23 protein-coding genes are annotated in these 22,100 nt (G+C 44.2%); 17 read left to right on the forward strand and 6 right to left on the reverse strand.

Annotated features, from left to right (window positions below):
- From NYE35_RS12060 to NYE35_RS12115, 12 genes are all read left to right on the forward strand, one after another.
- Positions 1-423 carry an Rrf2 family transcriptional regulator gene (locus NYE35_RS12060; RefSeq protein WP_076100677.1) on the forward strand — a complete coding sequence of 141 codons (423 nt, stop codon included), beginning with the start codon at positions 1-3 and terminating at the stop codon, positions 421-423.
- A 175-nt stretch (positions 424-598) separates the two neighbouring features.
- Positions 599-1,123: a hypothetical protein gene (locus tag NYE35_RS12065; protein WP_341121104.1), complete on the forward strand. Its 525-nt coding sequence runs from the start codon at positions 599-601 to the stop codon at positions 1,121-1,123.
- A 288-nt stretch (positions 1,124-1,411) separates the two neighbouring features.
- On the forward strand, positions 1,412-1,546 hold the full coding sequence (locus NYE35_RS12070) for a hypothetical protein (protein WP_341121106.1): 135 nt from the start codon (positions 1,412-1,414) through the stop codon (positions 1,544-1,546).
- Between the two features lie 175 nt (positions 1,547-1,721).
- Complete coding sequence (locus NYE35_RS12075) at positions 1,722-2,456, forward strand: metallophosphoesterase family protein (protein WP_341121108.1); 735 nt, start codon at positions 1,722-1,724, stop codon at positions 2,454-2,456.
- A gap of 81 nt (positions 2,457-2,537) precedes the next feature.
- Complete coding sequence (locus NYE35_RS12080; protein WP_341121110.1) at positions 2,538-3,140, forward strand: GNAT family N-acetyltransferase; 603 nt, start codon at positions 2,538-2,540, stop codon at positions 3,138-3,140.
- A gap of 5 nt (positions 3,141-3,145) precedes the next feature.
- Positions 3,146-3,904, forward strand: coding sequence for a Type 1 glutamine amidotransferase-like domain-containing protein (locus NYE35_RS12085; protein WP_341121112.1), 759 nt, complete (start codon positions 3,146-3,148; stop codon positions 3,902-3,904).
- Positions 3,901-4,452 carry a GNAT family N-acetyltransferase gene (locus NYE35_RS12090; RefSeq protein ID WP_326046737.1) on the forward strand — a complete coding sequence of 184 codons (552 nt, stop codon included), beginning with the start codon at positions 3,901-3,903 and terminating at the stop codon, positions 4,450-4,452. Before NYE35_RS12085 ends, NYE35_RS12090 begins: the two co-directional genes overlap by 4 nt.
- A gap of 36 nt (positions 4,453-4,488) precedes the next feature.
- Positions 4,489-4,833: a low molecular weight protein tyrosine phosphatase family protein gene (locus NYE35_RS12095; protein WP_326046805.1), complete on the forward strand. Its 345-nt coding sequence runs from the start codon at positions 4,489-4,491 to the stop codon at positions 4,831-4,833.
- A complete protein-coding gene (locus tag NYE35_RS12100) occupies positions 4,823-5,335 on the forward strand; it encodes a GNAT family N-acetyltransferase (protein WP_076100668.1) in 513 nt (170 codons plus the stop codon). The genes NYE35_RS12095 and NYE35_RS12100 overlap by 11 nt, the downstream gene beginning before the upstream one ends.
- A gap of 154 nt (positions 5,336-5,489) precedes the next feature.
- Positions 5,490-6,356 carry a VOC family protein gene (locus tag NYE35_RS12105; RefSeq protein WP_326046735.1) on the forward strand — a complete coding sequence of 289 codons (867 nt, stop codon included), beginning with the start codon at positions 5,490-5,492 and terminating at the stop codon, positions 6,354-6,356.
- Between the two features lie 82 nt (positions 6,357-6,438).
- The gene (locus tag NYE35_RS12110; RefSeq protein WP_036686534.1) at positions 6,439-7,317 is read left to right on the forward strand and encodes a beta-1,6-N-acetylglucosaminyltransferase; all 879 of its coding nucleotides are present in this window, start codon (positions 6,439-6,441) and stop codon (positions 7,315-7,317) included.
- Positions 7,318-7,335: 18 nt separating this feature from the next.
- Positions 7,336-7,971 (forward strand): NAD(P)-dependent oxidoreductase, encoded by a 636-nt coding sequence (locus NYE35_RS12115; RefSeq protein WP_036685963.1) that lies wholly within the window; start codon positions 7,336-7,338, stop codon positions 7,969-7,971.
- A 77-nt stretch (positions 7,972-8,048) separates the two neighbouring features.
- Here the strand turns inward: NYE35_RS12115 and NYE35_RS12120 are convergent, their stop codons facing one another.
- Positions 8,049-8,810, reverse strand: a complete 762-nt coding sequence (locus NYE35_RS12120; protein WP_036685965.1) for an MBL fold metallo-hydrolase — start codon at positions 8,808-8,810, stop codon at positions 8,049-8,051.
- A gap of 249 nt (positions 8,811-9,059) precedes the next feature.
- On the opposite strand from NYE35_RS12120, the gene NYE35_RS12125 reads away from it, so the two are divergent.
- From NYE35_RS12125 to NYE35_RS12140, 4 genes are all read left to right on the forward strand, one after another.
- A complete protein-coding gene (locus NYE35_RS12125; RefSeq protein WP_036685967.1) occupies positions 9,060-11,078 on the forward strand; it encodes a Na+/H+ antiporter in 2,019 nt (672 codons plus the stop codon).
- Between the two features lie 2 nt (positions 11,079-11,080).
- A complete protein-coding gene (locus tag NYE35_RS12130; RefSeq protein ID WP_244886468.1) occupies positions 11,081-11,611 on the forward strand; it encodes a GNAT family N-acetyltransferase in 531 nt (176 codons plus the stop codon).
- Positions 11,608-12,069 (forward strand): DIP1984 family protein, encoded by a 462-nt coding sequence (locus NYE35_RS12135; protein WP_038570144.1) that lies wholly within the window; start codon positions 11,608-11,610, stop codon positions 12,067-12,069. The genes NYE35_RS12130 and NYE35_RS12135 overlap by 4 nt, the downstream gene beginning before the upstream one ends.
- Before the next feature lie 534 nt (positions 12,070-12,603).
- Complete coding sequence (locus NYE35_RS12140; protein WP_076274934.1) at positions 12,604-13,488, forward strand: DegV family protein; 885 nt, start codon at positions 12,604-12,606, stop codon at positions 13,486-13,488.
- Positions 13,489-13,598: 110 nt separating this feature from the next.
- Here NYE35_RS12140 and NYE35_RS12145 read toward each other — a convergent pair whose 3' ends face one another.
- From NYE35_RS12145 to NYE35_RS12165, 5 genes are all read right to left on the reverse strand, one after another.
- Complete coding sequence (locus NYE35_RS12145; RefSeq protein WP_036685970.1) at positions 13,599-14,027, reverse strand: threonine/serine exporter family protein; 429 nt, start codon at positions 14,025-14,027, stop codon at positions 13,599-13,601.
- 28 nt (positions 14,028-14,055) lie between these two features.
- A complete protein-coding gene (locus NYE35_RS12150; RefSeq protein ID WP_051491428.1) occupies positions 14,056-14,820 on the reverse strand; it encodes a threonine/serine exporter family protein in 765 nt (254 codons plus the stop codon).
- Positions 14,821-14,977: 157 nt separating this feature from the next.
- The gene (locus NYE35_RS12155; RefSeq protein ID WP_326046728.1) at positions 14,978-16,240 is read right to left on the reverse strand and encodes a DNA polymerase IV; all 1,263 of its coding nucleotides are present in this window, start codon (positions 16,238-16,240) and stop codon (positions 14,978-14,980) included.
- Positions 16,241-16,321: 81 nt separating this feature from the next.
- Complete coding sequence (locus tag NYE35_RS12160; protein WP_036685975.1) at positions 16,322-16,924, reverse strand: YitT family protein; 603 nt, start codon at positions 16,922-16,924, stop codon at positions 16,322-16,324.
- Positions 16,925-18,999: 2,075 nt separating this feature from the next.
- Entirely contained in the window at positions 19,000-19,866 is an 867-nt protein-coding gene (locus tag NYE35_RS12165) for a helix-turn-helix transcriptional regulator (RefSeq protein WP_038570156.1), read from the reverse strand.
- 162 nt (positions 19,867-20,028) lie between these two features.
- On the opposite strand from NYE35_RS12165, the gene NYE35_RS12170 reads away from it, so the two are divergent.
- A complete protein-coding gene (locus NYE35_RS12170; protein WP_339815938.1) occupies positions 20,029-21,996 on the forward strand; it encodes a glycoside hydrolase family 127 protein in 1,968 nt (655 codons plus the stop codon).
- Positions 21,997-22,100: the final 104 nt, after the last annotated feature.

Here is a 22,100-nt window from a genome sequence, read left to right on the forward strand (position 1 = left end):
ATGAATATTAGCACCCGATTTGCGGTAGCCATTCATATATTAACGTTGATTGACAGCAATAAAGAAGGCAAAAGCACTTCGGAGTGGATAGCTGGTAGCGTAAACACAAACCCTGTAGTTATCCGTCGGCTTACGAGTATGCTGCAAAAAGCAGGACTAGTAAATGCCCGCCCCGGAGTCGCAGGTGCTTCGCTTACACGTAGCGCATCCGAGATTACGCTGCTGCAGATTTATAAAGCAGTTAATGCGGTGGAAGAGGACTCGTTGTTTTCTGTCCATGAGCATCCTAATCCCGATTGTCCTGTTGGCAAGAATATAGCCAGTGCAATTGTACCTGTGTTCTCACTCGCCCAAAAAGCAATGGAGAATGTTCTCCAGGAGGTTACATTGGAGCAGATTGTGAATGAAATGCCTGAATTATGATTACTCCATATCATAGCTTAGAAGGAAGGCCAGAACATGTGAAAACGTGATTCTGGTCTTTTTTTGCTTAATTAGGTTTATGGACAAAGAAGGGAAGTAAGAGGGAATATAGAATCTGTATTTAGAAGCCGGATTAAAGATAATATACATACATACATTGAGGGAGAGCTAAAGAATGTTAAAGAAATTACTGCCTATACTACTAATTATGGTAATGATTACCGGATGTAATGAATCAAGGGATACCACTAAATATGAGGATGCGAATTTTGGAATCACCTTTAACTATCCGGATCATTGGGTTGTAACTGAGAAGTATGGAGCGCCATTATGGTTGATAGTCTCTACGACTGATTATAAACCTGCTGAGGGACTTAAAGGTCCAGGAGTAATGCTCTTTGGATTTAAGCCTAAGGATATGGAGCTTGTCAACAAATGGCTCGGGGATGCCCAAACGAATTACAACAACGGGGCGGAGCTGACAAAAAGTAAAGCTAGTTTAGGCGGGTTAGAGTCCATAAAGTACGAAACTGAAGTATTCGAAGAGGAAGGGAGTAAAGGGAAAGCTATCTATTACGTTATTGAGGAACCGGAAATGTCATTTATGGTGCAGTTCCCTTACAGTGTGGATGAAGTACATAAAGAAGACATGAAGAGGATAGAGGATATTTTACAATCCATAAAGTTTACAAAAGATTAAGTGGGACTAGAACAAGATAGCTGGAATGGTGGAATGTACGATATAAATGCCTTTGTAATGGGCTGAAGTGGCTGAAATGGTGAAATGTACGGTATAAATGCCGTTGAAATGAGCTGAAGTGGCTGGAATGTTGGAATGTACGGTATAAATGCCGTTGAAATGTGCTGAAGTAGCTGAAATGGTGAAATGTACGGTATAAATGCCGTTAAAATGGGCTGAAGTGGATGAAATGGTGAAATGTACGGTATAAATGCCGTTGAAATGGGCTGAAGTAGCTGAAATGGTGAAATGTACGGTATAAATGCCGTTGAAATGTGCGGAAGTGGCTGGAATGGTGGAATGTACGGTATAAATGCCGTTGAAATGTGCGGAAGTGGCTGGAATGGTGGAATGTACGGTATAAATGCCGTAGAAATGGGCTGAAGTCGCTGGAATGATGAAATGTACGGTATAAATGCCTCAGATTTGGCTGAAATCATCCAAAGTAGCAAAATGAGAAGCAAAAAAGCCCTATAAATGAGCCACAGTCGCTGATGCAGTACAATTAGACTTAGGATAAGTAACTTTTTTAAAGATCAATATATACGGAGGTTCTACAGTGGAGCAAATTGCAATAATCTCAGACATTCATGGAAATATACCGGCCCTTACGGCCGTTTTAGATGACATCCAGCAACGGGGAATCAGCAGAGTCTTTTGTTTAGGCGATATTGTTGGAAAAGGACCGAACTCAGATCTAGCCGTTGATATCATAAAAAAGAATTGTGAAATCAGTGTTATGGGGAACTGGGATGATTTAATGAATCAGGATGTTGATTTTGAGATGGCTCGGTGGTGCCGCGGGTTATTAGGTCAAGACCGTCTAGATTATTTAAGCACGTTGCCGTTTTCGGTTGAGTTTATGATAAGTGGTAAATTTGTGCGATTATTTCATGCTTCGCCACGAAGCCTGTATGAACGTGTTCAACCTTGGGATGATTATGAAAAGCGATTATCTTTGTTTGATTATTCTGATCTCTGCCAGGAGAAACGACAAGCGGATATCGTAGGTTACGGGGATATTCATAATGCTTTTATTCAACATCTAGAAGGCAAGACTTTATTTAATGTAGGCAGTGTGGGGAATCCGCTTGATTTAACCCAGGCATCTTATGTGATTATGGAGGGAGAATACATGGGAGGGTCAGCAGCTCCTTTAAATATGCAATTTGTAAGAGTGCCTTATGACATCGAGTTAGCCGTTCAACAGGCCGTTGAGGCAGATATGCCAGCTGCTGAGCCTTATATTCGTGAGCTTAGAACCGCGCAGTACAGGGGAAGTGTCCGGGGATAATAAAGGAAAGGATAATAAAGGAAACAAAAAATCAAACTGCAACCTTAATCCAAGCCATCAAAAAGTAATGGAGGGAACAAATTGAAGCTTAGTCACGTATTTGAGCAATTCCCTACTTTGGAATCCGAGCAATTATTACTGAAAAAGATTGAAGTCAGCAACCTTAATGAGGTATTTGGGATATATAGCAATGATCAAGTGTTTGAGTACTGTGGGATTATTCCGAAACATAATAAAGATACAGTCAAAAATATGATTGGTCATTTCGAACGTGATTTTACCAAAGGGGTAAGAGTGAAATGGGGGATTTTCCTCAAAAATAACCCTTACATACTGCTAGGTATCATCGAAGTTATGGATTTTAATCAAAAGGTGGATATGGTGACGATCGGTTACTTTTTGGCGGAACCTTATTGGGGCAAAGGGATTGCAGCTCAGGCCATTCAGTTAGTGGTGAAATATTTATTTGAGACTGCAGAAGTCAATCGAATTCAAGCTGAGGTTATGCCCTTTAATGAACGATCGAAGCGGGTGCTTTTGAAAAATGGCTTTACGAAAGAAGGCACGTTAAGGCAGGCGCATGTATGGTCAGGTAAAGGGCTGGTGGATCTGGAGATTTACAGCATTTTGGCAGAGGAATATTTTGCAAGCATCGGTAAGCAAAGAGTAAGCAATAGGATGTAATCCTAGTGAAAGAAGGGGAAAACATGGGCACTATCGTAGTTATTGGCGGGGGAGAGTTAATCGAGCTTGAAACGTTGGAAATTGATCGTGAAGTTGTGCAGCTAACTCAAAAGGCTAAGCCGAAGGCGTTATTTATTCCAACAGCCAGTAGTGATGCGCCGGGGTATTGTGATACTTTTAGCAAAGTATATGGCGATATTCTCGGATGTGAAACAAGTCACTTATTGCTTGTGAGCCAAACCTACACTCAGGATGAGATTACAGATTTAATTACAGCTGCTGATTTGATTTATGTTGGTGGAGGCAATACCCGAAAGATGCTGGAGATTTGGAAAAATACAGGGGTAGATACGCTTTTGAAAGAAGCTTATTCCTCTGGAACCGTATTGGCCGGGCTTAGCGCAGGTTCCATCTGTTGGTTTGAATATGGGCATAGTGACTCTGAAGCGTTCGACGACCAGGGGGAATGGCAGTATATCAAGCTTGCAACCATGGGGATTCTGCCGGGCATTCATTGTCCGCATTATAATGAGGATATTCGGGTTGAAGATTTTACACGCATGGTTAAAGGTGGAGGTCTGCCGGGAATCGCGGTGGATAACAATTGTGCAATCATCTATAAAGATAATGAATATAAAGTGATGTCGAGCAGAGAAGTAGCTAAAGCCTACCGTGTGATTGATTCCGAGCAAGGTGTTGTCGTAACGGAAATAGAAGAACATCCAAGCTACAGACCTCTTTATGAACTGTATGGCGCGTTATGATTATTTTTGAAAAGCAAGAGATCAGACTGAGAACACTTGAGTTAAACGATGCCGCATTACTTGTAAAATGGCTCTCAGATCCCGTTGTACTGGAGTTCTATGAAGGCCGTGATCGCCCGCATGATTTGGAGCTGGTGAGGGAGTATTTTTACGACGAGCAAGCAGAAGTCACGCGGTGTATAGTGCAATACAAGGAGCGGGATATAGGTTATCTTCAATTCTATCTTATAGATGATGAAGAATTAGAAGTGTACGGCTACGTGGGATTCAAAGGTCAAATCTTTGGGATGGACCAGTTCATTGGCGAGCCTGATTTATGGAATCAAGGAATTGGTTCACGGCTCATTAAAGAAACGGTTAAGTATCTTATCGAAATAAAACAAGCGGACAAAATTGTCATGGACCCGCAAGCCTGGAATAAGAGAGCCCTTAGAGTATATGAGAAGATTGGCTTTGTGAAGAAGAAATACCTTGAACAGCACGAGCAACATGAAGGAGAGCTAAGAGATTGTTGGTTGATTGAATACACGAAGCAGGCGAGACAATAAATATCTTTTTAACAATCGGATAAGGAAGGTGCACTTATTAAACTACTGTTTGTCTGCAGCCAGAATCGCTGGCGGAGTCTAACTGCGGAGAAGATCTTTCAAGGAATTGATGGTCATGAAGTGAGATCTGCAGGGACTGAAGATCATGCCAGAATCAAAATTTCTGAAGGGCATTTGGGTTGGGCGGATGTGATTTTTGTGATGGAGAAGAAACATATTCGAAGAATTCAAGATAAATTTAGAGGTTGTGTAATTGGCAAAAAAATAATTTGCCTGAACATAGCTGATGACTATAAGTATATGGATGAAGATTTGATCGGCCTTCTGGAATCCAGTGTATCCGAATATTTTCTGGAATGGAGCAACAAAAATGAGAATTAGAACAGAAACTGTGGCAGACTATAATGGAGTATTTCAAGTGAATGTTAAGGCTTTTGGTGATCGGGAAGATGAAGCGCGGTTGGTCGAAAACATTAGAAATTCGCAGGGGTTTATCCCGGAGCTCTCGATTGTAGCGGAAAAGGATAATGAGATTGTAGGACATCTACTGTTAAGTAAGGCTGTAGTTCAAGATGGGGAGAAGTTATCTGATGTGATTGCGTTAGCCCCATTAGCTGTTCTGCCGAACGTTCAGAAGCAAGGAATCGGCAAGGCGCTGATCCAAGAAGGGTTAGAAAGATGTAGAACGCTTGGATATGAGCTTGTCTTTTTGATCGGGCATCCCGAATATTACCCGAGATTCGGATTTCAACCCGCAGGGCTACATGGGCTGGAGTTGAAGCAATTTGAGGTACCGGAGAATGTCTTTATGGTCTGTGAGCTGAAGGAAGGCGTACTGCAGAGGATTAAGGGAGAGTTGAAATACCCGGAAACCTTTTTTTGAATTACTTATAATATTATTTTGTGAATCATGTTTGGCTGTGAACCAGTCGACATGATTTTTTTATAGGTAATTGACAAACATATAGAAGGTAACTATACTAAAGATAGTTAATTTGTAACTATAACAGTTACAGCGCGATTAGGAGGAATTTATAATGAAGACTAAAACAATACTTCAACCAGACACTCAGATCGGTCTGGTGCAGATTAGAGTAAGCAATTTGGAGCGTTCGCTCACCTTTTATCAGAATGTTGTGGGATTAAGCGTTTTACGGCAGACTGGCCGCGAAGTTGAAATGACCGCTGACGGTCAGAATGTGTTATTGATTTTGCGGGAGATTGAAAATGCGCGGGTGATCCGTCCTAATTCTGTGGCTGGGTTGTATCATTTTGCTATCCTTGTTCCAGATCGTCCCAGCCTTGGATTGGTTGTGCGTAATTTGATCTCTTCGGGGATTGAGGTGGGGCAGGGCGATCATCTGGTCAGTGAAGCACTGTATATTCAGGACCCAGACAATAATGGGATTGAAATTTATCGAGATCGTCCTAAGAATGAATGGAAATATGATGCGGAAGGGCATGTAATGATGTCCACTGATCCAGTGGATGTAGATGGACTATTGGCAGCTTCTGAAGGTTTATCATGGAACGGGCTGCCAGCAGGAACAGTGATAGGGCATGTACACTTTCATGTGGGGAATTTAAATAAGGCGAAAGCCTTCTACGTCGATTTGCTTGGTTTTGAACTAACAGCTAATTATGGAAGTGCTGCTATGTTTATCTCTGCTGGTGGTTATCATCACCATATCGGGCTGAATGTTTGGGCCGGACAGGGTGCACCTGCGGCTCCAGCTGATACTGTAGGGATTGATTATTTCACATTAATTCTTGCGAATGAAGAGGAACGTAACGCTGTGGTGGAGCGAGTTCGGCAGGCTGGTTACGCAGTTACAGAAGAGAATGGAAATCCTACATTCCAAGATCCATGGAACATTGGAATCAGACTTGTTTTAGAAAGATAAATCTATATCCATTTTCGTCCATTTATTTTATAATATTGGAAATAGGTGGGCGGAAGGGTGAAGTTTGTTGGAAGCATTCAAAATGGCGTATATAATTCTCTGTCATAAAAATCCGGAGCAGATCAATATGCTAATCGATAGTTTAACTAACGAGTCCGTAGAGTTTTTCCTGCATGTCGATCAGAAAAGTAATATTGAGGCTGATATTATTCATCGTAACGATATTCATTTTGTGGAAAAGCCTATTGATGTACAGTGGGGGCATTACAGTCAAATTGAATGTATTTTGAAGTGCTTTTCGCTGATCAAAGAACATGGGGATTTCAATTATATTCACATCTTAAGCGGTCAGGATCTGCCTCTAGCTTCAAATGAAGTGATTCTAGATTTCTTTAAGATGAATGAGGGTAAGGAATTTGTGAAGTATTTGCAGCTGCCTAATGCAGCGGAAACTTGGGGATGTTACGAGCGGGTCTCAGTTTATTATCCTAGGTTCCTCATCTCAAGGACCCGGCGTATGACAGCGATCAGAATGAGGTACATTAAACTAATTATGAGCGTTCCGTTTCTGCAAAGAAAATTAGGCGCTTTGCCGAAAGGTTTATATAAAGGCTCGAACTGGATGTCAATTACAGGTGAATGTATGGAATACATCTTGGATTTTACAAAAAGCTCTCCGGAATACGTCAGATTTTTTAGGAACACTTTATGTGGAGATGAAATCTTTTTCCATACGATAATTTTGAATAGCGTTTATAAGATGCATGTACTGAATGAAATTAAGCGGTATACAGATTGGGAAACAGGACCGGATTATCCTAGAACACTAACGATAGAAGACTATGATCGGATCACTCAACGGGGCACGGAATGCTTTTGGGGGAGAAAATTTGATCTCGATATCGATAGAACCATCGTTCAGGAGCTTCTTGATATAAATACTAAAGCGAAAACATCGTAAACTCAGGAGGACAATCATATGAAAATCGCAGTTGTTGGAGCAAGTGGAAAAGCTGGAAGTCGAATTACGCAGGAAGCGTTGGATAGAGGTCATGAAGTTACAGCGATTGTACGGGATGCATCTAAAGTAACAAATAGGAAAGCGAATGTCATCGAAAAGGATGTATTTGCGCTTACCACTGAAGATTTGCAGGGGTTCGACGTGGTTGTGAATGCTTTTGGTGCGCCGTTTGGACAAGAACATCTGCATGTGGATGCCGGGAATGTGCTTATTGAAGCTTTGAAGGCTTCACCCGATACAAGATTGATTGTAGTTGGCGGTGCAGGAAGTCTTTATGTAGATGAAGCCAAAACGCTTAAAGTAGCGGATACGAATGACTTTCCTGACTTCATTAAGCCAACAGCGACGAATCAAGCTAAGAATTTGGAGATACTACAAGGAACAGATTCACTCTCTTGGACCTTTGTTAGTCCATCTGCTAATTTTGCCATTGGCACAAGAACGGGCTCTTATGTAAAAGGTAAGGATAATCTTCTGGTGAACTCCAAAGGTGAGAGTTATGTCAGCTACGAAGACTATGCCGTTGCTATTGTTGATGAAATCGAACAGCCGCAGCATATTCGTGAACGGTTTACGGTGGGTTCAGAGTCTTAAGTGATAATTAAGAATAGCGATCATATATGAAAAAAGAAGACAGAGCCGGATTTCAGGCTCTGTCTTCTTTTGTACAATTACAGCTTTCCTTTTCCTTCTGCTAGTTCAGCAATACGTCTGTTTGCATCTCCGCGGTAGCGTCCGCCGTGATAACAAATGACCGTATCGATCTCATACTCAGAGAACTTGGTCAGAGAGGACAAAGCCAGCTCCATGTCAGGTGTGGCGGAAGGAGTGGGACCCTGTAGCTCGCCATTCTGAACGGTCAAGGCATCGGCAGCAATAAGTGTACGGCTATCATGATGGTAAAGACTGAGATGCCCAGGGCTATGGCCTGGGGTATGGATCACCGTAATTCCACCGGCAAAAGGTAACTTTTCTCCATCCACAAGTGTTTGATCCACTTTTCCTTTAGGAGGATGGGCTAATACAGAGAGGAAGGCACGCCGCCACTCCTCAGGTACATGAGCTGGGATCATAGCCGCTGCCACCGCTAATGCTTCGGGAGTGTGCTTAAGGAGCATTCGCTCTCCTTGAATATAGGGCTGCTCAATTTCATGAGCCAGAACAGTAAGCTCTAGATCTTCTTCAGCCAATAGGGCAGGGAGGCAACCAATATGGTCTAAATCTTGATGCGTGATAATAAGGGTGCGGAGCTTCTGCCAAGGCACATCCGCTTCTTTTAGAGCCTCTTTGAAATTAGAGAGTAGACCCGGGAATCCGGTATCGACGAGTACGGCGGCATGTCCATCCCAGAGTAGCGTGGGGTAAATCGTGTCTTTTCCACCCATAACCTGCGCTGTAATCTCGAGCATTTCTATTCCTTGAGCAATGTACATAATATCCCTCCGTGATTGATAATAAGAGCGACGCCGTGAGGCTAATGCATATATTACTCAAAACTAGAAACGAACGCAATAGGTAAATATTTTATTATAACACAAATAAATATTTATGTCAATATATATCTGATGGAATTTTTGTGGAATTTGTAGGGGATTTTATTATTGAGAATCTTTTGCTAGATTTTGCCCTTGCCTAAAGCTTTGCGATATAATAATCAAATAAAAAAAGGGAGTTGATGTGGTTTGGAGACATTTCTAGTTGTACTCGTCCTACTTGGGCTTATCGCAATATCCAACATCATAAACCGATTCATTCCCTTCGTGCCGATACCCTTAATACAAATTGGCTTGGGTGTAGTGGTCGTACTATTGCCTTTGGGAATACATATGTCACTGGAGCCAGAGTTGTTTTTCGTGTTATTTATTGCGCCGCTTTTGTTCAATGACGGAAAGCGAACACCAAGAAATGAGTTATGGAACCTGCGGGCTCCAATCTTAATGCTGGCACTAGGCTTGGTATTTGCTACAGTGCTTATCGCTGGATATTCCATTAACTGGATGATCCCCACCATTCCACTCGCAGCTGCTTTTGCGCTGGCAGCGATCTTATCGCCGACAGATGCTGTGGCGGTAAGCGCAATCGCTGGGAGAGTACATCTTCCCAAGAGTATTCATCGTATTCTAGAGGGTGAATCATTGATGAATGATGCCTCTGGTCTTGTTGCGTTTAACTTCGCTATTGCAGCAGCTGTTACAGGCATATTTTCTTTGCCGAAAGCCTCTATTAGCTTTGTGATTATTGCTCTAGGTGGACTAATTGTCGGAGCAATACTCGCGTTCCTCCTGATTCGGTTCAGCGTATTTATTCGCAGACTGGGGATGGAGGACATCACAGTGCATGTGCTGCTGCAAATCCTGACTCCTTTCATTGTGTATCTGATTAGTGAAGAAATAGGGGTATCCGGTATTTTAGCTGTGGTTGCAGCAGGCATAATTCATGCTGTCGAGAAGGACCGTGCAGTTTCGCCACAGTATAAGCTACAGCTGGTGTCCGCCAGCACATGGTCTGTGCTGCTCTACATCTTGAATGGCTTGGTCTTCCTTATTCTCGGGTTGTCGATTCCAGATGTTATTGAAGTGATCTACCGGGATACAGCTGTGGACAATCTTATGGTGATTGGTTATGTATTAGCGATAACGTTGCTGCTTTTTGTGCTGCGTTTTATATGGGTGTATGTGTTCTCCCTGGCTGGCGCCGGCCTGCAAAAAATGGAAAAGTCGTCTATTAAGTCTATGCTAATCCTGACAATTTCAGGAGTGCGAGGCGCGGTTACTTTAGCCGGTGCCTTCTCGATTCCTTTTGTGTTAGGGGATGGCTCGCCTTTTCCTGAACGTGATCTAATTATCTTTATCGCTGCGGGTGTGATTTTGATGTCACTGCTGATCGCTAGTATCTTTTTACCAATTCTCGCAGGTAAAGAAGAGCCGGTTGCTGAACCGGGTGATACTGAGGTTGAGCAGGCGGCCAAATCTAAGGTTGTTGCCGCCGGGATAACCTTGCTTCAAAGTATGATGACAGAAGAGAGCAAGGAATCTGCATTGCCAGCTTTGAGTGAGTTTAAAGAAAAAGTTTATAGTCTTAACCGCGAAGATCAGGCGAATGACCCCGCATTGGAGAACTTCCGCCGACTTGGGGTTGAAGCAAGGATTGTGGGTCTGCATGCCGAACGCAAAGAGCTGAGCCAATTGCTGGCCAACAATGAGATTCCTGCCTCAGTGGCGCTGAAGATGGAAGAATTCTTGGATCATAGTGAAGTCTTTCTAGCCAGAAGTCTAAACTCTCAGATCAGAATCTCCATTACAGAGATTAGACGGCTGTTTGCGGGGATGTTCTCTGGCCAGAATGAAGGGGAAGCTAGTCAACTGATGCTGCAACAGGCTGAGTGTGCCAGAAAAGCTAAGATCTCTATGTCCCATGCAGCGATTGCTGCTATTAATGCAAGTAAGAATGAGAACAACCGTAAAGCAGCTGAGAAGGTCGCAGACAGTTACGAGAAGCTGATCTCACGCCTCCAGCAGGGACAAGGCTGGACTAAAGATGGTCTTGTTGATGATCAAAAGCTTGAATTGAAACTGAAAGCTATTCAGGAGCAACGGGATAAGGTCCAGCAAATGTACCAGGATGGAACCATTAACCGCAAGCTAGCCGGTAAATTACGCAAGTTCGTCGATCATTTGGAAACATCCATTTGGGAGGATTAGCTGTGTTGAACAAAGTAATGGGAGAAAGTTTGTTATTCACTGAAATTCGCGAAGAGCATCTGTCGGATGTACTCGATATTTATAACTATTACGTGCTGAACACTACGGTTTCTTTTCATACCGAGCCTTTAAGTTTGGACGAAATGCGGCAATCAGTGATGAATGATGATCCGCGGTTCAAATCATACGTTATATTATCCTGGGACAATGTTATTCAGGGCTATGTTCTGATTGCTAGACATAAGAGTAAGCCGGCTTATGATAGCTCTGGGGAGATTAGTGTGTATTTGAAACCGGCTTGTGTGGGTAAAAGAATAGGACAGCATGCCTTACGCTTTATTGAAGAGAGAGCTGCCGAACTGGATTTCCATGTGTTAGTAGCTACCGTTTGCGCAGAGAATGAACGCAGTCGCCAGCTTTTCTCAAAGAATGGATATGAACAATGCGCCTACTTCAAGGAGATTGGCTGTAAATTTGGTCGAAGACTGGATATCGCCAGCTATCAGAAAATCTTAGGGGGAACTCAAATATGAAACTTGCGGAAGCATTAGTGAACCGAAGTGATCTTACTCGTAAAATCGCGCAGCTAAAGCAGCGGCTCGATCGGGTCGTTAAGGTGCAGGAAGGGGAAGAACCGGCAGAACAGCCGGAGGCTCTTTTGCGTGAGCTGGAAATAGCTGTTAACGAGCAGACGATTTTGATTCGAGCAATTAATCGAACGAATTCATCTGTGGCCTTCAATGAGAAGTGGAGTATTGCCGATGCCCTAGCCGAACGGGATAAAATGCTTCAGCTGCGGAAGCTTTTTAGCGATTTGCTTGAGCAAGCATCGATCACTCAGGATCGGTACAGCCGCTCTGAGGTTCGTTTCCAGAGAACGGTGGATGTCGCCCAGATTCAGAAGCAGATTGATGAGCTGTCTAAGTCTTATCGGGAGTTGGATTTTAAAATTCAGGAGAAAAACTGGACGGTAGACTTACTTACACCGTAATAAGCTAAGCTTTATCACAGCAGAAGGTAACTGATCTTCATAAAGGCGAGCGCAACCCGCCAACAGGGAAAGTTGGACAAATTGACAGATGCTGGGCCAAATCTGACCAAATCATAACTTAGCCCCGTACTGTAACAACTGTAAAGAGTACCTATTAATGTAACTACCAAGCGCTGATTTATGCAAGAACGGTGAGGGCGGGGACGGGGATATTTTTGCTGTGGTTAGGCTTTTACATAACATGAAGTGGCTCTATTAGGATAGGTATATTCGTCATACATAATGTGAAATAATGTCGAATAAAGTTGAAAAAAGATGAATAAAATTTGCATTATCGTCCTGTTTTGCCTATCTTATCGCTCGTTATCTTGTATAATTTACGAATACGCACGAGGACTTCCTAAACCGCTGGTCTATTCGTATGTTGATTGTACAGGATGAGAGAGTGATTCATTGGCCGAGAAGGTTTAGTGGCCCTTGTCTCTTCAAACATTCTACTATTCCTTTCATGAAAGAGAGAAGTGACAAGTGACCATGAAATCAATTGCCTGGGTAACCGACAGTACATGTACAATCGATCCTGAGTTCGCCAAGAACAACCATGTGTATATTGTTCCTTTACGTCTGATTATTAACAACGAGTGTTATAAAGAAAATATAGATATTACGATCGATGAGTTCTATGAGAAAATGCGTCAGCATGATCAAGTAGGCAGCTCACAGCCGCCAATCGGTGAGTTTATCGAGTTATACGAACGGTTGAAGGAAGAATATGATGAGATTATTGCTGTGCATCTTTCGACAGGGCTTAGCGGAACATACAATGCTTCCATGCAAGGTGCTGAAATAGCGGAAGCTAATGTCATTGGAATTGATTCTAAGGTTGGCGCTTATCCGATTCGGGAAATGATCACGCGAGGTATTCATTGGCACAAGATGGGCTTTACTGGCCTAGAGATTAAAGAAAAGATAGAGAATATCATTCAAAATATGTCCTTCTACTTAATTCCTGCAAGCTTGTCCCAGCTTCACCGTAGTGGGCGTGTTTCTGGTACACAAGTAGTGCTTAGTCAATTATTGCGGATAAATTTGCTGCTGCGTTTTGACGAGGGTAAGGTCATTGTTGTGGAAAAAATCCGTACGATGAAGAAGACGAAGCAGGCGCTGTTAGATATCTTTAAACAGGATGCTGGACTTGTTAGCGATGTGTGCATCATGCATTCCAATAATTTAGAAATGGCGCTGAAGTTAGAAGAAGACATCAAAGAAATGGCGCCTGATTTACGTACGGAGATTATGACATACATTCCTGCCGTGGCTGTTCATGCGGGTGAAGGTACCGTAGGACTTTCTTGGATTAAAAATAACAGGATCAATAGTATTTATTCGGAGGTTGAACCTGTAGCAGTACTTGTGTAGATAGGACAGTAAACAAAGAAATCGCTTCTTGGAAGAGGGTTGGATGATCCTCATTATACCAAGAGACGATTTCTTTTTTTTTGAATCTATGAGATGACGTTGTAAGAAGGTTAGGCTTTGCTTGCACGCCGGCGGAACATTTGTCCGATAACTTCACTCAGTACAAGTCCAGCTGCAATTGCGCCAGAGAGCATTAATGCCCGAACAGCGATTTCTACAGCCAGATTATAGTTTTCTTCCACAAATCTGCGCATAGCATCGTAAGCAAGGCCACCCGGAACAAGTGGGATAATGCCGCCTACACTAAAAATAATAACCGGCATTTTGAAGGATCGTGCAAACAACTGGCTGACGATGCCCACAACTACAGTAGCTGCAAACGTAGCAACAACAGGCCCACACTCTACATCAAGGATCACATACACCATCCAGCCTACCATTCCAGCAAAACCACACTGCAGTAGAGCGCGCTTAGGCGCATTAAATAAAATACAGAAGGTTGCCGCGGCGATAAAACTGGTTATAAGTTGCAAAATCATGAAGGGCTAACCTCTTTCACATGGAGAATTAAAATAGTGATAGTACAAGCCCAATGCCTGTACCGATCGCAAAAGCAGTTAGAAAGGCATCGGCTCCTTTGGATATGCCTGAGACCAGATGACCGGCCATCAGATCACGAACGGCATTTGTAATGAGTAGACCGGGTACTAGAGGCATCACGGAGCCGATGATGATTTTGTCCATTTCTTGACCTATACCCAGCTTTACAGAATAGAAGGCTAGAAGTCCGATCAGGAAGGAAGCAGAGAACTCTGCAAAAAATCTAGTCTGCACAAGACGATGCAGGTAGATAACCGCAGCATAACCTAACCCGGAAATCGGCAATGCGGGGAGAGCATCCCACAAGCTGCCTTTAAACATAACGGTGAAGCAAGCGCCGGTAAGTGCCGCAGCTATGATTTGCAGCCATACCGGATACGCATGTGCGGCATCATCGACCTCTCCTAATCGTGTCCGAGCTTCCTCGGCTGTAATCTGACGCTCGTTCAGACGCCGCGAGATATCATTAACCTCCGAGACTTTCTGCAGATCTGTGGTTCGCTCGGCAATCCGATATAACTTAACGGGCTCCGTTCTATTGGTGGTGAACATAATAACGGTTGGCGTCACATAACTGTGTGCCCCTGGAAAACCGAGAGAAGCAGCCATACGTGTCATTGTATCTTCTACTCTGTAGGTTTCTGCACCGTTTTGCAGCATGATCTTGCCAGCAAGAAGACAGAGATCAACGATTTCATAATAGGTAGTGTTAGTGTTGCTCGTGCTTTCCAACTTCTCCGGTCCTCCCCTGGAATGTTACATATCTATGTGTATATACTTATGATTGTCGCTTCATTGTGTGAAAATAACAACCTCAATATAGCATTATAAACGATATGGGATATATTTTAATATAGTTTAAGAAATAAAATGTATAAAGATGCACTGTTTATTTATAGTGCCCGCCAATTTTTCCGGATCTGTCCTTAAGTTGTCCGGCATCTGTGAACGATGCGGCGCGTCCAATGATCGATTCTCCGTATTTATTCTTCAGCGCATCAGTGGCCCGTTCGAGCTCGCGGTAGCGGGGACGCGACTCAAATAAGGTTAGCTGATATTGGCTTTCGTCAGACAGATTGGACAGGCTTAGATGAATTCGGCGCACAGGCTGACCTTCCCAATGCTGTTTGAAAAGAGCGAGGGCGGACTCGTATACCAGCTGGGTCGCATTCGTAGGATCGCTCATCGTAGTCTGCCTCGAGAAGCCGCTGGGGTCATCAAAGCTGGCGCCTTGGCAGCCAACAGACACGACTGCACCATGCACCTTTAGTTTGCGGCTGCGCCTGCACACCAGCTCTGAGAGTTCCAGAATGATAGTCTTGATCTCTTGCAGTGTATAGTAGTCCCGTGGCAGCGTCATTTGGTGCCCGACGCTCTTGGGTGCAACTTCATAGGTAGCCGGACTTACAGGGCTATCGTCGATGCCATTGGCAATTCGCCAATATAGCTCGGCATCGATATCGCATTTTTTATGGAATTTCTCCCGCATGCGCCATTTCAGCTCGCTTAGCGGCATCTCTGCCAAATGGCCAATCGTTGTGAGGCCCATGCTTTGGAAGTGCGCAGACATGCGGCGGCCTACCATAAACAACTCACTAATGGGCAGCGGCCAAAGTACATCTGGAAGCTCTTCCTGAGTGAGGGTAAATAGACCCTCCGGGTTCTTCTTGGCCCACAGGTCGCAAGCCATTTTGGCGGTAACCTTGGAATAACCTATACCGATACGTGCGCGCACACCTGTATTTCTGCGGATCAGGTCCTGAATGGTCGTAGCGATCTGTCTTGGGCTGCCGAATAAGCCGAGGCTGCCGGTGATATCAATAAACTGCTCATCGATGGAATAAGGTTCTACGAGGTCACTGAATTTGCGTAGAATGTCCGTGATTTGGGAGGAAACATCGATATATTGCTGCATATGCGGTCTGACGACGATTACTTCGGGGCATTTCGCGAGTGCTTCCTTCAAGGTCTCGGCGGTAGTAATGCCAAAAGATTTGGCTAACGGACAAGCGGCAAGCACAATCCCGCTTCGTCTAGCTGGATCTCCGGCGACAATAAGCGGTTTGTTGCTGTATTGCGGATTAGAGGCCTTCTCCACGGAGGCGTAAAAGCTCTGACAATCGGATAACAAAATAACACGCTCTTTATTCATAGATTCACACTCTCCAGGTGAGGTAGAGATACGGTAGATGATTTTCTTATTATTATAATACGAACATATGATCGTGTATATTCATATTTTTTTCCATTTCTCTTCAGTCTCCAAGGTGCAGAGACCTGTGGCCACCCCCCCAGCGATAATCGTGAGGATGGAGTGGAAGAAGGTTTCTTTAGAAATTAGGAGTCCTCCCGCGCCGATAATTATGAAATCCGTCAAAAAAATGATGAGTCCAAGGTTAAGCGGGAGATACCTTTTGATATATTGAGCAAGCAGATCCGTTCCGCCTGTACTGGCTTTGAATCGCAGCATAAGCCCAAGACCCGTTCCCATTAAAAAACCGCCAATAATGGCGCTGGAAATGGAGCCGAACTCAAAATAATACAGAAAGTGGTACTGCAAAGGACCGAGAAGCTCAATGAGAAACGATGAGGTCAATAAGCCTAATATACTGTTGAAAAAGATATCGCGTTCCTTCAGCCAGGCTAACAGGAATATCGGAAAGCTGCAGAGAAGGACAGCTATACCGATTTTGGCATCGGATAAATAATTGATGATGAGGGCTATTCCTATTATTCCCCCATCTAGGATTTTATATGGGACAAGAAAAAAATTAGTTGCTGCTGCAATGAGCAAGCTTCCGATCAGGATGATCGCGTATCTTAATAATGACTGCATATTTAACATCTCCACATTAAAGGCATGTCTTATAAATATGCTTGTCACTTCCAAAAAATTGCAGTGAAGCAAAAAAACTGATTTCGGGCCTAATCATGCGGACCCAGCAGACCCTATTAGGCAGATATAAGGCATTTTTTCGAGCTAACGGACCCAGTTGCAGCTATTCCCACAAATATGGTTCAATTGCGGGCAAATTATGGGCAATAAGAGCTATACAGTCCGAAACTTTCGAAAAATGGACGGAAAATCACAAATAGGTGCAGTGTGGTCCGTTAAGCTCAACAGATTTAAGTAACTCCCACCCATACATCACGCTAAGCCTCACCTTAGATCTCACCCCAAAATAGCTGCAATCCGATCCGTTGCGCTCAACAGACGTTAAGTTACTCTCAACAATACATTATGTGAGATCCCACCCACAAATAGGTGCAGTGCGGTCCGTTAGCTAAACAGACATTAGAGTAACTCACCGCCCAGCCTCCATGCGGACCCAGGAGCCCCTATTAGGCAGATACAAGGCATTTTTTCGAGCTAACGGACCCAGTTGCAGCTATTCCCACAAATGTGGTCCGATTGCGAGCAAATTATGAGCAATAAGAGCTATACAGTCCGAAACTGCCGCAAGATGGGCCGAAAATCACAAATAGGTGCAATAGGGTCCGATAGGATCAAGATCGAGCAAAAGGTAGCTGATTTCGAGATGTAGACAGCTAGGTTGTGCAACAGGTAACAAATTCTGCGCACGGAGTAGATAGGTTAAGCCATAGGTATCTAATTCCGCACGGAGTAGATAGGTTGAGTAACCGGTAGCTATTTCCGCACAGTGTAGATAGGTTAAGCCATAGGTAACTAATTCCGCACGGTGTAGATAGGTTGAGCCATAGGTAGCTAATTCCGCACGGAGTAGATAGGTTGAGCTATAGGTAGCTAATTCCGCACGGTGTAGATAGGTTGAGCCCTAGACAGCTAGTTTAAGCACTGGGCAGCACGTTTAGGAGCAAATTTGGCAGGCGGCGTTCTTTTCAGCAACTGTTCGGACTCAGTTGCTCTTATTTCCATGATTCCGCTCATTTTGTCACACTATCGGACTCGGTTGCAGCTATTCGCTCAAATGCGCTCCTTCTCTGCGCAAATCAAGGGCAATAAGAACTATACAGTCCGAAACTGCCGCAAAATGGGCCGAAAATCACAAATAGGTGCAATACGGTCCGATACGATCAAGTTCTAGCAAAAGGTAGCAGGTTTCGAGACGTAGGCGGCTAGTTTGAGCAACAGGTAACTAATTTCTCGCACGGAGTAGATAGGTTGAGCCCTAGACAGCTAGTTTAAACAATGGGTAGCACGTTTAGGATCAAATGCGCAGGCAGTGTTCTTTTTAGCAACTGTTCGGACTCAGTTGCCCTTATTTCCATGATTCCGCTCGTTTTGTCACACTATCGGACTCAGTTGCAGCTATTCCTACAAATGTGGTCCAATTGCGGGCAAATTATGGGCAATAAGAGCTATACAGTCCGAAACTTCCGCAAAATGGACGGAAAATCACAAATAGGTGCAATCCGGTCCGCAACGGGGAATGCTATGAATGAATGATTAAGCTGACGCGTCTCCGGGGGATACAGAGAGTAGTGTGATGGCTGTGCGGTGAGTTACTTGCTGATAAGCTTTGGAGGGTCGAGCCGCATAATCAGCGTTGACCTATGGTAAGTATGAGTGCGCCACGCCTAGGAAGGTAAACTGGTAAAATTATTGCAAGAAGCAAGAAGCAAGAAGCAAGAAGCAAGAAGCAAGAAGCAAGAAGCAAGAAGCAAGAAGCAAGAAGTAAGAAGTAAGAGCAGCAGAAGGATTTAGGACGGATCACGGGTACACAATAAATGTGCCAATCGGAGTACTGCTCCATCACAATAGTTACCTAAGTTTCTCCGAGCTAGAGGAGCATCTCGCGTCCAATTAATCCAAAGCTGATCACGTAAGCCAGCAGCACAGAAGAAAGCCAGCCTCCCACAAGAAAGCTACAGGATCGCATTAACAACGAAAACAGCACGCCTCCATTATGAGACGTGCTGTTTTTGCTGTTATCGGGAATACCGCTTGCGGAAGCGAAGCGGAGAGATTCCGATCTGGTGAGTAAAGCGACGAGAGAAGTAGGCGGTGCTCTCGAAACCGATACGTTCTGCGATCGCAGCTATAGGCATCTCTGTCTTAAGCAGAAGCAGCTTGGCCTGTTCCAAACGGTAATCCGTTAAATACTCCATCGGAGTCAGTCCATATACGCGTTTCATGCAGCGGGCAAGGTAGTTATAATGAAAATGCAGCGCATCCGCCAGAGAGGCATTGGAGAGAGGCTCCGCATAATGATTGCGGATATAAGTCTCCGTCTTCTCGGCAATCTCTACCGCATGACTTTCTGAAGTATCATGCTGCGCTAGATCCATCATCCGCAGCATTTCTTCAAAAATCCTTTGCTGCTCCCAAACTGCACTGGAACGTCTTCCAGTGGACAGCTGTAAAAGCTTCTCAGCTTGTCCACTCCGTTTAAAGGGATCAGGAAGGGGACCAAACTGCGGGATGCGAATGGTATATGGATGAGTAAGAAACTGCCGGAAATGTGTCTCTCGGTTGATATACACAGGCTCGCCTTCAGAGCTTGACCAATCTGCGAGGGTATGAAAATGAATCCAAATAAACGAAGTCAGCTCCTCGCAAGACTTAACGGAATAATGATAGCGGTCAGGCAGCAGAAGCAGCGTATGCCCAGCCGCAACCTCCCATTGATTATGCTCTTCACCGATAAATAGGCAACCTTGCTCTACAATAATCAGATCAAATAAGCCGATATGGCTTCTATTTGGATGCTGCTCTCCGGGTTGATAAACAGTGTGATTGCATTCCAGAAAATATGGAAAAGGCGGCGCTGCGAAATGTACATAGGAAGGACTCACTGTGTTCTACCTCTCTTTTTATCGTAGTCCGAGCTCAAATTGTCCTTGGAAATAGGAGTGTGAAATAGTACAAAAAAGGGGTTGCTTCTGATTATATTTTTTATCTATTGTACGCTCTATAATTGTAATTAGCGAGTATAAAATAAGGCTAAGGGGAAGATGATGATGAATAAAACGATCCAGGATCAGCAAGTTGTAAAAGATCAATCCGTTAGCATTAAAGATGATTTCTGGGGAAGTTATATAAAGCTGGTACAGGATGTTGTAATCCCGTATCAATATGAGGCATTGCACGACAAAGCAGCGGGAGCTGAGCCCAGTCATGCCATTGCTAACTTTGAGATTGCTGCGGGCCGGAAAAGCGGCGAATTTTACGGCTGGGTTTTTCAAGACAGTGATGTAGCCAAGTGGCTGGAGGCCGTAGGTTATTCCTTAAGCATCAAACGTGATCCCGAGCTGGAGCGTCAAGCGGATGAAGTGATTGGCCTCGTTGGAGAAGCGCAGCAGGAAGACGGGTACTTAAATACTTATTTTACGATAAAAGAACCCGGCAAACGCTGGACCAATCTGAACGATTGCCACGAGCTGTACTGTGCTGGGCATTTCATTGAGGCAGCCGTTTCTTATTACGAGGCTACAGGCAAAAGAAAGCTGCTCGACATCATGTGCCGAATGGTTGATCATATCGATTCTGTGTTTGGTCCGGAAGAAGGGAAAATGCGGGGATATGATGGCCATCAGGAGATTGAGCTTGCGCTCGTTAAGCTGTATCGGCTCACAGGTGAGGAGCGGTATTTGAAGCTCAGCAGCTTTTTTATTAATGAGCGAGGTCAACAGCCGAATTTCTTAAAGCAACAATGGGATAATCTGGGGAGTATCAATTTTTTCACAGGTCAGAAGGAGAATTTAGATTTAAAATATTACCAAAGTCATCTTCCGGTAAGAGAACAGGAAGTGGCTGTAGGACACGCTGTGCGTGCGGTTTATATGTATACTGCTATGGCTGATCTAGCCGCACTTACGGGAGATGATACCCTTCGCGAAGCATGCGAGAGACTGTGGAATAACATCACTACTAAGCAAATGTACATTACTGGCGGGATCGGATCTACGCATCGGGGTGAGGCTTTCACCTTCGATTATGATCTGCCTAACGATTCGGTGTACGCAGAGACTTGTGCATCTATTGGGTTGATCTTTTTTGCACAGCGGATGCTGAGAATATCGCCGGATGCACGTTATGCCGACGTCATGGAGCGGGCGCTTTATAACAATGTGTTGGGTTCAATGGCACAGGATGGTAAGCACTATTTTTATGTGAATCCACTGGAAGTATGGCCTAAGGCATGCAGCTGCAACCCAGATAAACATCATGTGAAGTCCGAGCGTCAAGGCTGGTTTGGCTGCGCTTGCTGTCCTCCGAATGTGGCGCGTCTGCTGACTTCGCTTAATCAATATATCTATACGACCCATGGTGATACGCTCTATACGAATTTGTATATTGGCAGTGAGCTGACAACAAAGCTGGGTGGAACAGATGTTGCGATTCAGCAAGAGAGTAACTATCCATGGGAAGGTACAGTCTCGTTGAAGATTAATCCTGCAGCGGAAGCCCAGTTTGGGATTGCCTTGCGGATTCCATCTTGGAGCCAAGGAATGGAGATCAGAGTCAACGGTGAAGTAATGAATACTGCTGAGAACATCGAGCAGGGATACCTCGTTATCCGGAGACTGTGGAGAGCAGGAGATGTAATCGAAGTACATGACCCTATGGAGGCACATCGTATCTACGCACATCCGAATTTGCGTGCAGATGCTCAAAAAGTAACGATTCAGCGTGGACCTCTTGTGTATTGTCTTGAAAGTATCGATAATGGTGAGCCGTTAAGCTCGATTTCTTTAAAAGAAGGCAGTGAACTTACTGCGGCTTTTGATGAGACATTGCTCGGCGGCGCTGTTGTTGTCGAGGCAGAGGGGCTGCGTGTAGATAAAGAGGGCTGGAATGGTGGACTTTACAGCAGAGTAAAAGCACCAGTTCAAACCGTTAAGGTTAAGGCGGTTCCGTATTACTTATGGGGAAATCGTGGCAGTGGTGAAATGAAGGTATGGATTCCGGAAGCCAGCGTTTAAGTTATCGGTAGACATAGATCTCGGGAATGACTGTGTTTTATCAGTATTTTCCAAGGGGGACAGCTGTAATTTACAGCCTGTCCTTTTCTTTTTGCAAAAAGGAG

It is taken from the genome of Paenibacillus sp. FSL L8-0494, assembly GCF_038003695.1.
Taxonomy (GTDB): Bacteria; Bacillota; Bacilli; order Paenibacillales; family Paenibacillaceae; genus Paenibacillus_AQ; species Paenibacillus_AQ odorifer.